The sequence below is a fragment of the Streptomyces sp. NPDC086777 genome (assembly GCF_040702065.1).
In the GTDB taxonomy this organism is placed as follows: Bacteria; Actinomycetota; Actinomycetes; order Streptomycetales; family Streptomycetaceae; genus Streptomyces.
On sequence record NZ_JBFBJI010000013.1, the window covers coordinates 229,087 to 244,177 of the forward strand.

Here is a 15,091-nt window from a genome sequence, read left to right on the forward strand (position 1 = left end):
CCTGCGGGGGGCGTTGATGCAGCGCGTCTGTTTCCTCCTCAAGGTCCGGCAGGACCGCCTCGCCGAGTACCGCGAACGGCACGCCGCCGTGTGGCCGGAGATGCGCGCGGCGCTCTCCGCCACCGGCTGGCACAACTACTCGCTCTTCCTGCGCGACGACGGCCTGCTGGTGGGCTATCTGGAGACCGAGGACTTCGAGGCGGCCCGCGCCGGCATGGAGGCCACCGAGGTCAACGCCCGCTGGCAGGCCGAGATGGGCCCCTTCTTCGAAGCCCTCGACGGCGCCCGCCCCGACGAGGCGATGAAACCGCTCACCGAAGTGTTCCACCTCGCCTGAACCACGACAGGAGCCGCTCGTGAAGAGACGAACCGTGCTCGGCGCCGCGTTCGCCGGTGCCGGGGCCACCCCCGCCGGCACCGCCCGTGCCGCCGGTCCCGGACCGTCGGTCACCTGGCGGCAGCACACCCGGCTCGACGCCCAGGCGATCTACTTCGTCTCCTACGACGGCCTGGTCAACAACAACTCCTTCCAGAAGAACGGCCTGTTCACCTACCAGGGCTACCAGTACGCCGGCTGGTACACCGCCACCGGCGCCGCGGTGATCGGGCGCCGGGTGCTCGGCGGCTCGTCCTGGTCGACCGTGACCCTCGCCCACCGGCTGAAGGCCGACGACTCCCACAACGTCATCTCCATGGGCGTGTCGAGAACCGACGGGCGGCTCCACATCAACATGGACTCGCACAGTGACGGCTTCTTCTACCTGAAGTCGCAGGCCGGACTGCTGGACAACCCCGGATCCACCCCCTGGACCGCCACCGTCCTCGGCGCCGTACAGACCTCGCTGGACGGCCTGTCGCCCACCTCGCAGTTCACGTATCCGCAGTTCGTCCAGACCCCCGAGGGCGGGCTCCAGCTCAGCTACCGGGTGGGGGTCTCCGGGAACGGCCGTAACGCGCTCGCGGAGTACGACGGTTCACGCTGGACCGCGCTGGGGGAGTGGAGCAGCTCCACCGGGACGTACACGAGCGCGCACGGTTCGTCGACCGCGCGCAACATGTACCTGCACGGCATCGACTACGACGTGAACGGACGGCTGCACGCCTTCTTCACCTGGCGGGAGCAGTCGGCGTCCGTCATGTGCGACAGCGGCGGCATCACCAACCACGACACCGGCTACGTCCACTCCGCCGACCGCGGCCGCACCTGGCGCAACGACGCCGGCACCCTGGTCGCCACCACCGGCACCTCGGACACCGTCGCCGTCACCGACTCCGGGCTGGTCGTCGACTCCCTCGGCCCGGACCACTCGCTGATGAACCAGGAGAGCCAGTGGACCGACTCCGCGGGCCTCCCGCACGCGATCATCAGCTACGTCCCCGGCCGCTTCGGCCGGTGCACCACGGACTACGTCGCCGACCGCACCGCGAACGGCCGCGCCTTCCACCTCCGCAAGAACCTGGCCGGCACCTGGCAGAAGACCGAGATCCCGGTCCCCCTGAACTCCAGCCAGCGCACCAAGCTGGTGCTGGACAGGTACGACAACGCCTACGCCGTCCTCCCCCACGGCCGGATCGCCGGAGCGTCCAGGGCCTCCGGCCACACCGACTGGGCGCTGCTCCACGACGGCGGCGGCCTGAACGCCTTCGGCGAGGTCGTCGTCGACGAGCTGCGGGTCGGGGCGGACGACGTGCTGTCGTTCATGTACCAGGAGACGTCGAGCGGGACGGCACCCTCCGCGCTCCATGTCGTCGACTTCGCCCTGCCCGTCTGACCCGGACCGGCGTGCGAGTCATGTCGTAATGTGAAGCCCTTCCCGATGTGCCCTTCGACGCTGTGAAGGCGCCGTCCATGTCTCCTGGAGGTCCCGACCGATGGCCCAGCCGGTGGGTATCAAGGACGTCGCCCGCGCCGCCGGAGTCTCGGTGGGCACCGTCTCGAACGTCATCAACCGCCCGGACACCGTCGCCGGCGAGACCAGGGCACGGGTGCAGTCGGCGATCGACCGGCTCGGCTACGTCCGCAGCGAGTCCGCACGCCAGCTGCGCGCGGGCCGCAGCCGGATCATGGGCCTGCTCGTCCTCGACATGGGCAACCCCTTCTTCGTGGACGTGGCCCGCGGCGCCGAGCGGGCGGCCCGGGACGCCGGACTCGGGGTGATGGTCTGCAACAGCGCGCAGAACGCCGGCGAGGAGGCCGAGTACCTCTCCCTCTTCGCCGAGCAGCGGGTGCGCGGCGTCCTGCTCACCCCGGCGGACGCGACCGGCCGCAACATCGAGACCTTCCGCCGGCACGGCATCCCCTTCGTGCTCGTCGACCGGGTCGCCGAGGGCACCACGGAGTGCTCGGTCAGCGTCGACGACGTGGCGGGCGGCGCGCTGGCCGTGCGCCACCTCGTGGACGCCGGGCACCGCTCGATCGCGTACGTCAGCGGGCCGCCCGGCTTCAACCAGGTCCGCGACCGGCGCACCGGCGCCCTGAACGCCCTCGCCGAGGCCGGGCTCGGCCCCGGCGCGCTGCGCGAGCTGCCGACCGAGCGGCTCGACGTGGCCGCCGGGCGGGACGCGGGCGCCCGCCTGCTCGGCCTCGCCGACCGGCCCACCGCCGTCTTCTGCGCCAACGACCTCCTCGCCCTCGGCGTCCTCCAGGCCATGTACGCGGCCGGGGTGGTCGTCCCGGACGACCTCGCGATCGTCGGCTACGACGACATCGAGTTCGCCGCCGCTGCCGCCGTACCGCTGACCTCCGTCCGCCAGCCCGCCGTCACCATGGGGGCGATGGCCGCGGACCTCCTGCTGGAGGAGACCGAGGAGCGCGCGGGACAGAAGGCGCACGAGCACCGCCGCGTGGTGCTCCAGCCGGAACTGGTGGTGCGGCGCTCAAGCCTCGCCGCCCGCTGATCGGTTGTTCAGTAACGATTTCATGATCCCGGGGGCGGACCCGCCGGGGACGTGTGCTGAACTGGGACGCGACCGTCCGTCCGTCCCGGGAGAAACGTTGAGCCTCAGCTACCGCCAGCCCGGCGTCGTCCTCACCGACCGACGCTTCACCGTCCCGCTCGACCACGCGGACCCGGACGGCGAGACCGTCGAGCTGTACGCCCGGGAAGTGGTCGCGAGTGACAAGGCGGACCAGGAACTGCCCTGGCTGCTGTACCTGCAGGGCGGCCCGGGCTTCGGAGCGAATCGTTTCGTCGGACGGCAGGCCTGGCTCGACCGGGCCCTGGCGGACTACCGCGTCCTGCTCCTCGACCAGCGCGGCACCGGCCGCTCCACCCCGCTCAACCGGCAGACCCTCCCGCTGCGTGGCGGCCCGGCCGCCCAGGCCGAGCACCTGACCCGCTTCCGCGCCGACTCGATCGTCCGGGACTGCGAGGCGATCCGCCCGCAGGTCACCGGCGGCGCGCCCTGGACGACCCTCGGCCAGAGCTTCGGCGGCTTCTGCACGGTCACGTACCTGTCGTTCTTCCCGGAGGGCCTCAAGACCTCCGTGATCACCGGCGGCCTGCCTTCCCTCGACGCGCACGCCGACGACGTCTACCGCGCCGCCTACCCGCGCATCGAGCGGAAGGTCACCGCGCACTACGACCGTTACCCGCAGGACGTCGAGCGGGCCCGCCGGATCGCCGAGCACCTCCTGGAGCACGAGACCCTGCTGCCGAACGGCTACCGGCTCACCGTCGAGGCCTTCCAGTCCCTCGGCCTGATGCTGGGCATGAGCGACGGCAGCCACCGCCTGCACTTCCTCCTCGAGGACGCCTTCGTCCGCACCTCCTCCGGCCTGGAGCTCTCCGACGCCTTCCAGGAACAGGTCCAGGGCCTGCTGTCGTACGCGAGCAACCCGCTGTACGCCCTGGTCCACGAGCCCGTCTACGGCCAGGACGCCCGCCCCACCGCCTGGGCGGCCGAGCGGGTCCGCGCCGAGTTCCCGCAGTTCGACGCGGCCAAGGCGCTCGCGGGCGGCGCCCCGGTGCTGTTCACCGGGGAGACCGTGCACCCCTGGATGTTCGAGACCGACCCGGCCCTGCGGCCCCTGAAGGCGGCGGCCGACCTGCTCGCCGCGCGCACCGACTGGCAGCCGCTCTACGACCCGGCCCGTCTGGCCGCCAACGAGGTCCCGGTCGCCGCCGCCGTCTACCACGACGACATGTACGTCGACGCCGGCCACTCACTGGCGACCGCCCGGGCCGTCCGGGGCCTGCGCACCTGGGTGACCGACGAGTTCGAGCACGACGGACTGCGCGTCGGCGCGCCCCGGGTCCTGGACCGGCTCCTCGCCCTCGTCCGCGACGAGGTGTGACGCCCGGCCGGTAAACCGGTTGCGGGCGGGGCGGGTCCGCATAGTCTGCGGCTGTGGCGGAACGGGGGGACACCAACGGCATGAACACGGACCCGGAACTGCTGGCCGACCGCTTCCAGGAGCACCGCGGCCGGCTGGGCGCGGTGGCGTACCGGATGCTCGGCTCGCTCGCCGAGGCCGAGGACGCCGTCCAGGAGGCCTGGCTCAGGCTCGGGCGCGTCGACGCGGACGGGATCAGGAACCTGGGCGGCTGGCTGACCACGGTGGTCGGCCGGGTCTGCCTCGACATGCTGCGCTCCCGTACCGCGCGCCGCGAGCAGCCCATCGACGAGACCTTCGTCCCCGACCCGGTGATCAGGCCGCTGCCGGGCACCGACCCCGAACAGCAGGCGCTCGAGGCGGACTCCGTCGGGCTCGCCCTCCTCGTCGTCCTGGAGACGCTGGAGCCGGCGGAGCGGCTGGCGTTCGTCCTGCACGACCTGTTCTCGGTGCCCTTCGACGACATCGCGCCCGTCGTGGAACGCAGTTCGGCCGCCACCCGCCAGCTGGCCAGCCGGGCCCGCCGCCGGGTCCAGGGGGCCGCCCCGTCGGCCGACCCGGACCTGGGCAGACAGCGCAGGGTCCTCGACGCCTTCCTGGCGGCCTCCCGGAACGGCGACTTCGAGGCGCTGGTCGCGCTGCTCCACCCGGACGTGGTGCTGCGTGTCGACTCGGGCGCGCTGGTGCGCGGCGCCGCCGCGTCCAAGGTGCTGCGCGGGGCGCGGACGGTGGCCGAACAGGCCCTCACCTTCCGGGAGTTCGCCGACGCGGCAGAACTCGCACTGGTCAACGGCACCGTCGGCATGGTCACCGCGCCCGGGGGCCGCCCGCTCTCCGTCATGGCGGTCACCGTCGCCGACGGCCGGATCACCGGGATGTACATCCTCGCCGACCCCGCGCGGCTGGACCGCCTCGACCTCACCACCGGGGACGGCTGACAGGCGTCCGGCCGGTGGCGGCCGGTGGCGGCCGGGGGCGGACGAGGGCGGACGAGGGCGCAGGCTCCGTCCGCCGGGCAGGAGCTCACCGGTCTCGTCGAAGACGACCGTGCTGCCGCACGGCAGGCGCCGGCCCTGTTCGGGACGGGCCGGTCCTCGCCTCCGGTCGGTCAGCCGTCATGCCGCGGCGTCCCGGACGACCGACCGGCAGGTGGCGGCGGGATGTCACATTCCCTGCCGCCGGACCCCTCCCATGAGGCAGGACCGGCTTGAGAGGGGAAACGCGTGAAACTCGTCGTATTTGGGGCGAACGGGCCGACCGGCCGACAGACCACCGCGCAGGCGATCGCCGAAGGGCACACGGTCACCGCCGTCACCCGCCGCCCCGCGGAGTTCCCGCTGAGCGGCCCACGACTGCGGGTGGCCGGAGCTGACGTGCGCGACCCGGGCGCCGTGGCACGCGCCGTGGCCGGGCACGAGGCGGTGATCTCGACGCTCGGAGTGCCGTACAGCCGGCATCCCGTCACCGTGTACTCCGAGGGCATCACCCACATAGCCCAGGCCATGACGAAGCACGGCGTACGGCGCCTGGTCTGCGTGTCCTCCACCGTGCTCTTCGGGGTGCCGGCCCCCGGCGAGACCTACTTCTTCCGCAAGGTGCTCGAACCTCTCATCGCGCGCACCATGGGGCGCACCGTGTACGAGGACATGCGGCGCATGGAGGAGATCGTGCGCGAAGGCGATCACCGGTGGACCGTCGTCCGCCCCGCCGGTCTCTTCGACGCGGACACCGTCAGCGACTACCAGGTCGCCACCTCGCGCCTGCCCGGCCGCTTCACCTCGCGCGCGGATCTGGGGAACGCGCTGCTGACGGAGGCGGTCGGCGACCTGCACGTGGGAGCCTTCGTCGATGTCCGCACCACGGAAGGCGTCCCGGGCATCCTCGACGTCATCCGGAACGAGGCCTTCGGAGGCAGCAAGTGAGTCCGGAACCGACCGGCGGCCTGGAGATCGGGTACGACGACTGCGAGCCACTGCCCCGACCGGACGCCGGCCGCCCGCAGGACGGACCGGCGCACGGGCCGACACGCGTCTTCGTCGACCACCGCGAACTGCTGTTCTCCGTCGTCTACAACATGCTCGGCAGTGTCGCCGACACCGAGGACGTGCTCCAGGAGACCTGGCTGTCCTGGTCCGGCAGGACCCGCCGGGCGCCGCTGGCGGAGATCGGCAACCCGCGCGCCTATCTCGTCCGCGTCGCCGTGAACCACGCCCTGGCCCGGCAGACCGCCATCGCCGCGCGCCGAGAGAGGTACGTCGGTCCCTGGCTGCCCGAACCACTGGTGACCGAGGCCACCACCGGCCTCGCCCCGGACACCGCCGACCACACGGTCCGCGGCGACTCGGTCTCCCTGGCGATGCTGGTGGTCCTGGAGACCCTCACCCCGCTGGAACGCGCCGTGTTCGTCCTCCACGAGGTGTTCGGCTACGCGCACACCGAGATCGCCGGCATGCTCGACCGCAGCCCCGCCGCCGTCCGTCAGGTCGCCCACCGGGCCCGCGCCCACGTGCAGGCCCGTCGCCCCCGCTACCGCGCCCGCCCCCGGGTGCGGCGGGAGGCCACCGAGCGGTTCGTCGCGGCCGCCCTCGGCGGCGACCTCCAGGCACTCCTGGAGATCCTCGCCCCTGACGTGACGGTGTGGATCGACGGCGGGGGCGCCCGGCAGCCGGCAGGGCTGCGCCCCGTCCAGGGCCGGGAGAAGGCGGCCCGGATGCTGGCCGGCTACGCCTCACGGCGCGCCGGGGACCTGGACGTCCACTACCGCAGCGTCAACGGCGACGACGCGGCGGTGCTGTTCTCGGACGACTCCCCGTACGCCGTGATGGTCATGGACCTCACCCCGGACGGCGACCAGGTCTGCGGCGTCTACGTCGTCACCAACCCGGCCAAGCTCACCCGTGTACGACCGGACGAGGACCCCGGCCGGGCCCCTGGTCAGTAGCGGGCGGTGCTCGCCAGCAGGGGCGGGTACACCGCGCTCGGCACCCCGTCGACCGTGGCGCCCGCGTACTTGAGCATGGTGCCGACGCGGTGGTTCAGGTCGTGCGGGAAGCCGAGGACCGGGGCGGACACCTCGTCGAGCCGGGCCGTCTGCTCCGGCGTCAGGCGGACGCCGAGGGCCGCGACATCGGCCTCCAGGTGGGCGAGGGTGCGCGGGCCGATCAGGGTCGAGGTGACGCCGGGGCGGTTCTGCACCCAGGAGAGCGCGACGGCGGCCGGGCTCGCGCCGGTCTCCTCGGCGACCGCGGCCACCGCCTCGATCACGGTGAACTGCTCCTCGGAAGGCCGCCCGAGGAGGGCCGCCCGCTTGGCGTCGGCGGGTGCGGACCGGTCCCTGCGGTACGTCCCGGAGAGGTAGCCGCTCTTGAGCGGCGACCAGGGCAACAGCCCCATCCCGGCGTCCTGCGCGAGCGGGATCAGCTCGCCCTCGATGGTGCGCTCCAGCAGGGAGTACTCCATCTGCAGCGCCGTCACCGGCGTCCAGCCGCGCAGCAGGGCCGTGGTGTGGGCCTTGGCGGTGAACCAGGCCGGGGTGTCGGAGAAGCCGACGTACCGGATCTTGCCGGCGGTCACCAGGTCGTCCAGGGTGCGCAGGGTCTCCTCGACCGGGGTGGACCGGTCGTGGTTGTGCAGCCAGTACAGGTCGACGTAGTCGGTGCGCAGCCGGCGCAGCGACTCCTCCAGCTGGCCGACGATCGCCTTGCGGCCGGCGCCGCCGCCGTTGGGGTCGCCGAGGTGCAGGTTGCCGAAGAACTTGGTGGCCAGCACCAGACGGTCGCGGCGGCCGGGGCGGGCGGCGAGGAAGTCGCCGAGGATCGCCTCGGAGTGGCCGTTGGTGTAGAAGTTCGCGGTGTCGACGAAGTTGCCGCCGAGGTCGAGATAGGTCTGGAGGATCTTCTCCGACTCCTCGACCGAGCAGCCGAAGCCGCCGTCCTCGCCGAAGTTCATCGCGCCGAGGCAGAAGGGGCTCACCTTGAGTCCGGACCGGCCGAGACCGACGTACGAGTCGAGTGCCATGAAATGCTCCGTGGAAGCTGTGTGGGGAATGCGACTCGTCGAGCAAACCAGGCTGAGCTGCGGGAACGTTAGGGCGATCGCACCGGCGGCTTGCACGATCCTGTCGCCTTTCCGGGGAGGGCGTTGCGGTCGTCTCCCGGCCGGCGTTTGAATCGGGAGCGTGTCCCTCGACGAACTGCGCTCGCTGATCGACCGGCACGCCCCGCGCGACGCCGACGCCGTCCCCGCGATCGACGGCCTCATGCTGACCCGCGCCGAACGGCCGACGGGGCCGCGCTCGGGCATCGCGGATCCCGTTCTCGCCGTGGTCGCCCAGGGCGCCAAACGGCTGACGCTGGGCGGCCGGATCTACGACTACGAGGAGGGCCAGTACCTGGTCGTCTCGGTCGACATGCCGGTCAGCGGGCAGTGCACCCGGGCCGGTCGCGAGACGCCGTTCCTGGGTTTCGGCCTCCGGCTGCGGCCCGCGCGCATCGCCGCGCTGCTCCTGGAGACCGGCCCCGGCCGGCACGCGGGCGGGGCACGCCGCCGCACCGATCTGCCCGCGCTGGCGGTCGGCGAGGCGCCGGCCGACCTGGTCGACGCCGCCGTCCGGATGGTCAGGCTGCTCGACCGGCCGGCCGACATCCCGGTGCTCGCCCCGATGATCGAGCGGGAGATCCTGTGGCGGCTGATCACCGGCGAGCGGGGCGCACTGGTCCGGCAGATCGGGCTCGCCGACAGCAGGCTCACCCAGATCGGCCGGGCCGTCCGCCACATCCGCGAGCACTACACCGACGCCCTGCGCGTCGAGGACCTGGCCCGGCTCTGCGGGATGAGCGCCTCCCCGTTCCACCGGTACTTCCGCGCGGTCACCGCGATGACCCCGATCCAGTACCAGAAGCACATCCGGCTTCAGGAGGCCCGGCTGCGCCTGATGAGCAGCACCGACGACGTGTCCGACGTGGGGTACGCGGTCGGGTACGACAGCGCCTCCCAGTTCAGCCGCGAGTACCGGCGGCAGTTCGGCCTGCCGCCGGGGGCGGACGCGGTCCGGCTGAGAAACGCGGAGGACGAGGTCCGCACCGGTCAGTAGGCTGACCGGGTGACAGAACACATATCCGAACGGGACCGGCTGCGCGGGGACTGCGGCCGCTGCTTCGGCCTGTGCTGTGTCGCCCTGCCGTTCGCCGCGTCGGCGGACTTCGCGGTCGGCAAGCCCGCCGGCAAGCCCTGCGCGAACCTCGGCGGCGACCACCGCTGCGGCATCCACGCCGAGCTGCGGCAGAAGGGCTTCAACGGCTGCACGGTCTACGACTGCCTCGGCGCTGGGCAGAAGGTCTCGCAGGTCACCTTCGGCGGCCGGGACTGGCGGCGCGGATCCGCGGCGGACGCCCGCCGGATGTTCGACGCGTTTCCGGTCGTACGCCAACTGCACGAGCTGCTGTGGTACCTGACGGAGGCCCTGGGGCTGGCCGCGGCGCGACCCGTCCACGCCGAGCTGCGTGCCGCGCTGCGGAGGACCGAGGAACTGAGCCTCGGTACGCCCGACGAGCTGGCCGTGCTTGACGTGGCGGCGCACCGGCAGGAGGTCAACGTGCTGCTGCTGCGGACCAGCGAGCTGGCCCGGGCGGGGGTGCCCGGCAAGAAGAAGGACCGGCGGGGCGCCGACCTGATGGGCGCCCGGCTCAGGGGCGCACGCCTGCGCGGGGCGAGCCTGCGCGGTGCCTGTCTCATCGCCGCCGACCTCACCGGGGCCGACCTGCGGGAGGCGGACCTGATCGGCGCCGACCTGCGGGACGCCGAGCTCGGCGACGCGGACCTCACGGGCGCCTTCTTCCTGACGCGGCCCCAGCTCGACGCGGCCCGGGGCAACGCACGGACGCGCCTGCCGGCCTCAGTCGCCCGCCCGGTGCACTGGACAGCCGTCGCCGTTCTCTGACGCGGGTGCGTCCGGCACGGTCACCGGGGCCGGGGCGGCGGTGCGCCGCTCCAGCCGCAGCCGCAGCCCCTCCGGCATCAGCGTCAGCCGCTCGGTCACCCGCAGCCGGTAGTCCGGGTCTGCCCCGAGGCCGTAGCGGCGCAGCAGCAGGCCGAGGACCAGGGTGGCCTCGTGCAGGGCGAACTGCCGGCCGATGCAGGCGCGCGCGCCGGTGCCGAAGGGCTTGAAGGTGTGCGGGGCCCGGCCCCGTGCCGCCTTCGCCTCGAACCGGTCCGGGTCGAAGCTCCCGGCGTCCGGACCCCACACCTCGGGGTCCCGGTGCAGCATCGGCGTCAGCACCAGCGCCCAGGCCCCCCGGCGCATCGGGTGCCGGCCGGCCAGCACGGTGTCTTCGCGGGCCTCGCGGGCGAACGCGGGAGCCGTCGGCCACAGCCGGAGCGACTCGTCGAGGACCCGGCGCACGTAACGGAGTCTGGCGACCTGGTCGTAGCCCGGTGCGGGCGTGTCGCCCCAGACGCGGTCCACCTCGGCGGCCGCCCTGGCGGCGATCTCCGGGTGCAGGGCGAGGTAGTGCAGGGCGAAGGAGAGCGCGCCCGAGGTGGTCTCGTGGCCGGCCACCAGGAAGGTGATCACCTGCCGCCGTACGTTCTCGGCGGACAGCCGCTCCCCGGTCCGCGGGTGGACCGTCTCCAGCATCCGGTCGAGCAGGTCGCCCTCCCCGCGTCCGGTGCGGCGCCGCTCGGCGACGAGGTCGTCCACCGTGCGGTTGAGGTGGGCGATGTCGGCCGCGTTGCGCCGGGCGGCCTGGCGGAGCATCAGCGGGGCCAGCGGTCCGGGCACGCTGTTCAGGCGCTGCGCGTAGGTGAGCGTGCCGATCATCGCGGTCACGAAGGGGTGCGGCCGGTCGCGCTCGAACGAGCCGAAGTCGTGCCCGAACCCGGTGCGGGCGATCGTCTCCAGGGTCAGCTTGGTCATGTCACCGGGCACGTCCACCCACCGGCCGGCCGCCAGCTCCCGGTCCCAGTGGTCGGTCAGCCGCCCGGCCACCGCCACCATCATCGCGTGGTAGCCCTCCATGGCCTCCCGGCTGAATCCAGGGGCCAGGACGTCGTGCGCCAGCTGCCAGTTCGGCTCGTGGTTGTACGCCGTGAACAGGCCGTCCCCGGCGACCGGACGGAGATTGGCCACCCCGAGCCCCACGTGCTTGGCGAACCGCGATTCGTCGGCCATGTCGGCGGCCAGTTCGGCACCCCACACGAACACGAACTCGTTGCCGAACGCCCTGCGCCGGAAGATCGGGCCCAGCTGCCCGCCGATCCGCATCGAGTCCTGGAGCGGGGTGCGCCGGTCGACGCCCAGGACGTCGCCGAGGAGCGGCAGCCGGCGTGGCGGGTGCGGGATGCGGTGGAGTTCGGGCCAGCCCTGCTCGGCGCCCCGGAACCCCTTCGGCAGCGGGCCGTCGGTCCCGGTCCCCGGTTGTGCGGCCGTCTCCGCCATGACGCGATCTCCCTCGATGCTGCGGCAGGTTGCGCTAGTTGTACGTGGGTTCAATAAGCGGTTTCAGTCTCGTCCCGTTGTTGAACCCACGTCAAGTAAAGTGCGGACATGGTCCCGAACCAGGGCGAGCGCAGCCGCCGCAGACTCAGCACCGCGGCCCGTCGTGAGCAGCTCCTCTCGGTCGGGGCCAGGCTTTTCTCGGAGAGCCCGTACGACGACGTGTGGATCGAGCAGGTCGCCGAGATCGCGGGCGTCTCCCGGGGGCTGCTGTATCACTATTTTCCGACGAAACGTGATTTCTTCGCGGCGGTCGTGGAGCGGGAGAGCGAGCGGATGCTGCGGATGACCGCCGCCGAACCCGGCGTGCCCGCCCGCGAGCAGCTCACCGCGGCCCTCGACGTCTACCTCGACTACGTCCACACCCACGCGCACGGGTTCCGCGCCTTCCACCGTGCGGAGGCGTCCGGCGACCAGGCCGTGCGCCGCGTCTACCGGCAGGCCCAGTCCGCCCAGGAGCGGCAGATCCTCGCCGCCCTCGCCGCCGACCCCGAGTTCGGCCCCGCCCTGGAGCGGCGCCCCGACGCCCGCCTGGCGGTGCGCGGCTGGCTCGCCTTCACCACGCACGTCTGCCTGGAGTGGCTGCGCACCGAGGAGCTGACGCGGGAACAGGTGCGGGACCTGTGTGCGCGGGCCCTGCTGGGCGTCATCTCCTGACCGTCGCGGTTCCTCCCGGTGCCGGGTTCCTCGCGCGGGTTTCGCCCTCCGTGCTTGGCGCACTCCCCGATCTTCGCTAAGTTAGGTGAGGCTTACCTAAGGAGGTTCGGGATGGGTGACGAACAGGCGGCCTGGGCGGCCGGACCCGGCGCGGCGGAGCAGGCCCGGTCCCTGCTGGCCGTCGCGTGGTCGTGCATGGTGACCGCGGACGGCGGCCGCGAGGAGTACGTCGGCGCGCACGCCGTCGCCGACGACGGCCGGATCCTGCTGCACGTGCCCGAGGACAGTGCCCTGCTCACGGCCGCGATCTGCGCCCCGCGCGGGGAGCCGTCCGCCGTGCTGGAGTTCGCCGACGTGGCGCCCGTCCCGGTGCGCAGCCGCATCCGGGCCCGGCTCTGGATGGCCGGCTGGTTCACCCCCGGTGACGGCCACCTCGTCTTCCGGCCCACCCGCGTGGTGCTGCGCCGGCCCTCCGGCGCGATGGTCGTCGGCCTCGACGAGTTCGCCGCCGCCCGGCCGGACCCGCTGGCCGGCGCCGAGGCCGGACTCCTCACCCATCTCGCCGACTCCCACCCGGACGCCGTCGAACGGCTCACCCGGCTCGTCGAGTCCGAGAGCCTGCACGCCGCGATCCGCGTCCAGCCCCTCGCCGTGGACCGGCACGGACTGACCCTGCGCATCGAGCGCACCCGGACCCACGGCGACGTGCGGCTCACCTTCCACGCGCCCGCCGACGACGTCTCCCGGCTCACGGAGCGCATGCACGTCCTGCTGGCGCAGGCCGGCGCGGCCGCGTCCTGCCCGCGGACGCTACAGCGGCAGCGCGCAGACGGCGACCGGTGACGCGAACGGCTCGCCCGCGAGCCGCAGTGCACCGCTGTCCTGGTCGACGGTGAAGACGGACACGGTCCCGGACCGCTGGTTGGCGGCGAACAGCAGCCGGCCGTCGGGGGAGAAGGCGATCTGGCGCGGGAAGTCGCCGTGCACCGGCACCGTGTCCAGCAGGCGCAGCCGGGCCCCGTCGGCCTCGACCGCGTACCTCGCGACCGTGTTGTCGCCCCGGTTGGCGAGATAGGCGTAGGCGCCGTCCGGGGTGACCAGGAACTCGGCCGGGTAGTTGGTGGTGCCGGCGGCGCTGCCGGTGGACTGCGGCGCGCCGACCGTCACCCGGCCGGTCGCCGGGTCGTAGCCGCAGACCGCGACCGTGTTGCCCACCTCGTCGGCCAGGTACGCGTACCGGCCGCCCGGATGGAAGGTCAGGTGGCGCGGACCCGCACCCGGCACGGTGTGCGCCTGGGCGGCCTCGGTGAGCGTGCCGCGCGCCGGGTCGAGGCGGTAGCTGTAGACCGTGTCGGTGCCGAGGTCCACGGCGAGGACGTGACCGCCGTCCGGACTGGTGATGAACTGGTGGGCGTGCGGCCCCTGTTGACCGGGGCCGGGGGCCGGGCTCGAGTGCGTGACCAGAGCCGTGCGCTCCCCGAGGGCGCCCGTGTCGTCGATCAGGTGCACGGCCACGCTGCCCGAGGTGTAGTTGGCGCTCAGCAGCCAGCGGCCGGTCGGGTGCACCGAGACGTGACACGGGCCCGCCCCGCCCGTGCTCCGGCTGCCCAGGATCCTCCGGTCCGACAGGCGCACGGCGGTCACGCTCCCGGCCGCGCGCTCGTTCACCGCGTACAGCGTCCGGCCGTCCGGGTGGACCGCCAGGTACGACGGGTCGGCGACCCCCGTGAGCGTGCCGGTGCCCGTGATCGCGCCGGTCGCCGGGTCGTAGGTGGCCAGGCCGATGCCGGTGCCGCCGCCGTCCACGGAGGTGTACGTGCCGAGGTAGAGCGGGCGGGGCGCCGAGGACGTCGTCACCGGGGCGTCGGCCGCCGGGTGCGTGGCCCGGCGGGACCGCTCGGCCGGCGGTGCGGCCGGCGCCGGGACCGCGACCACCGCGGCCGCGCCCGCCAGCGCGCCGACGAACCGGCGCCTGCTCCAGCCGCCGCGCGTCCCTTCCGTACCACTGCCCATGCCACGCACCTCAGGTCGTCAGTCACCCCGGACCCGACACACCTTGGCGCGGAGCACGGGGGCGGCGCAAGAAAAGCAACACCCGTTGCATCCGGCGCAACGACGTCACCAGTCGCCGTCCTCCACCGGCTCGCCCTGCGCGTCCTTCAGCGGGACCACCTGCCCCGGGGCCGGCTGCTGCCACGCCTCCAGGTCGTCGCCGAGCCAGTCGCCGACCGGCTTGACCGCCTCCAGGGTGTCCGGGGCGGCGAGATCGCGGGCGTCCTGGTCGTAGTAGTCGTACCAGGGCAGCCCCGCGCGGGTGTACGCCGCCCGGTCCACCGGCGACGGCGGGGGCGCCTCGCCGGTGATGCGGTGCCACTGCGGGGGCGTGACCAGGTGCACGAAGACGCGCCCGGCCGGGGTCTCGGCCCAGTCCCGCAACGGACGCTCGTCCAGGTACACCTCCTGGCGCATCGAGCCGCCGACACCCAGCCCCATCGCCGCCGGGGCGGACCTCGGTGCCCCCGGCGCCGGGGGCACCGCCCGCGCGGCCCCCCCCCTCGGCACCGCCGCGCCCAAGCCCCCCGCCGACCGGCTGCTGCGCCGCCGCG

General features: G+C 73.4%; 14 protein-coding genes and 2 pseudogenes. 11 read left to right on the top strand and 5 right to left on the bottom strand.

All coding sequences use genetic code 11. The features are described from left to right. Positions 1-16 precede the first annotated feature (16 nt). From AB0472_RS20470 to sigJ (AB0472_RS20490), 5 genes are all read left to right on the top strand, one after another. A complete protein-coding gene (locus AB0472_RS20470; RefSeq protein WP_351486648.1) occupies positions 17-337 on the top strand; it encodes an L-rhamnose mutarotase in 321 nt (106 codons plus the stop codon). Positions 338-356: 19 nt separating this feature from the next. Beyond that, positions 357-1,772, top strand: coding sequence for a BNR repeat-containing protein (locus AB0472_RS20475; RefSeq protein ID WP_366357883.1), 1,416 nt, complete (start codon positions 357-359; stop codon positions 1,770-1,772). A gap of 100 nt (positions 1,773-1,872) precedes the next feature. Further along, on the top strand, positions 1,873-2,898 hold the full coding sequence (locus tag AB0472_RS20480) for a LacI family DNA-binding transcriptional regulator (RefSeq protein WP_366357884.1): 1,026 nt from the start codon (positions 1,873-1,875) through the stop codon (positions 2,896-2,898). A 97-nt stretch (positions 2,899-2,995) separates the two neighbouring features. Then, complete coding sequence (locus AB0472_RS20485) at positions 2,996-4,297, top strand: alpha/beta fold hydrolase (protein ID WP_366357885.1); 1,302 nt, start codon at positions 2,996-2,998, stop codon at positions 4,295-4,297. Positions 4,298-4,377: 80 nt separating this feature from the next. Then, entirely contained in the window at positions 4,378-5,274 is an 897-nt protein-coding gene (sigJ, locus tag AB0472_RS20490; protein ID WP_366357901.1) for an RNA polymerase sigma factor SigJ, read from the top strand. Positions 5,275-5,334: 60 nt separating this feature from the next. On the opposite strand, the pseudogene AB0472_RS20495 reads toward sigJ (AB0472_RS20490), so the two are convergent. Beyond that, positions 5,335-5,448 (bottom strand): annotated as a pseudogene (locus AB0472_RS20495) (DUF5999 family protein); the annotation flags it as partial. A 111-nt stretch (positions 5,449-5,559) separates the two neighbouring features. On the opposite strand from AB0472_RS20495, the gene AB0472_RS20500 reads away from it, so the two are divergent. Next, positions 5,560-6,258 carry an NAD(P)H-binding protein gene (locus AB0472_RS20500; RefSeq protein ID WP_366357886.1) on the top strand — a complete coding sequence of 233 codons (699 nt, stop codon included), beginning with the start codon at positions 5,560-5,562 and terminating at the stop codon, positions 6,256-6,258. Positions 6,259-6,308: 50 nt separating this feature from the next. Continuing rightward, positions 6,309-7,277, top strand: a complete 969-nt coding sequence (sigJ, locus tag AB0472_RS20505; protein ID WP_366357902.1) for an RNA polymerase sigma factor SigJ — start codon at positions 6,309-6,311, stop codon at positions 7,275-7,277. On the opposite strand, the gene AB0472_RS20510 is transcribed toward sigJ (AB0472_RS20505), so the two are convergent. Then, positions 7,271-8,353 (bottom strand): aldo/keto reductase, encoded by a 1,083-nt coding sequence (locus AB0472_RS20510; RefSeq protein ID WP_366357887.1) that lies wholly within the window; start codon positions 8,351-8,353, stop codon positions 7,271-7,273. The genes sigJ (AB0472_RS20505) and AB0472_RS20510 overlap by 7 nt on opposite strands. Positions 8,354-8,513: 160 nt before the next feature. Between AB0472_RS20510 and AB0472_RS20515 the strand changes: the two genes are divergently transcribed. After that, on the top strand, positions 8,514-9,428 hold the full coding sequence (locus AB0472_RS20515; protein WP_366357888.1) for an AraC family transcriptional regulator: 915 nt from the start codon (positions 8,514-8,516) through the stop codon (positions 9,426-9,428). Between the two features lie 9 nt (positions 9,429-9,437). Next, entirely contained in the window at positions 9,438-10,274 is an 837-nt protein-coding gene (locus tag AB0472_RS20520) for a pentapeptide repeat-containing protein (protein ID WP_366357889.1), read from the top strand. Here AB0472_RS20520 and AB0472_RS20525 read toward each other — a convergent pair. Continuing rightward, positions 10,230-11,771, bottom strand: a complete 1,542-nt coding sequence (locus AB0472_RS20525) for a cytochrome P450 (RefSeq protein WP_366357890.1) — start codon at positions 11,769-11,771, stop codon at positions 10,230-10,232. The genes AB0472_RS20520 and AB0472_RS20525 overlap by 45 nt on opposite strands. Before the next feature lie 108 nt (positions 11,772-11,879). Here AB0472_RS20525 and AB0472_RS20530 point away from each other — a divergent pair, with 108 nt between their 5' ends. Both AB0472_RS20530 and AB0472_RS20535 read left to right on the top strand, forming a co-directional pair. Continuing rightward, entirely contained in the window at positions 11,880-12,485 is a 606-nt protein-coding gene (locus AB0472_RS20530; protein WP_366357891.1) for a TetR/AcrR family transcriptional regulator, read from the top strand. Positions 12,486-12,596: 111 nt separating this feature from the next. Beyond that, entirely contained in the window at positions 12,597-13,328 is a 732-nt protein-coding gene (locus AB0472_RS20535) for a DUF2470 domain-containing protein (RefSeq protein WP_366357892.1), read from the top strand. On the opposite strand, the gene AB0472_RS20540 is transcribed toward AB0472_RS20535, so the two are convergent. Next, on the bottom strand, positions 13,296-14,498 hold the full coding sequence (locus AB0472_RS20540) for a lactonase family protein (protein WP_366357893.1): 1,203 nt from the start codon (positions 14,496-14,498) through the stop codon (positions 13,296-13,298). The genes AB0472_RS20535 and AB0472_RS20540 overlap by 33 nt on opposite strands. 105 nt (positions 14,499-14,603) lie before the next feature. Beyond that, positions 14,604-15,091, bottom strand: a pseudogene (locus AB0472_RS20545) (hypothetical protein); the annotation flags it as partial.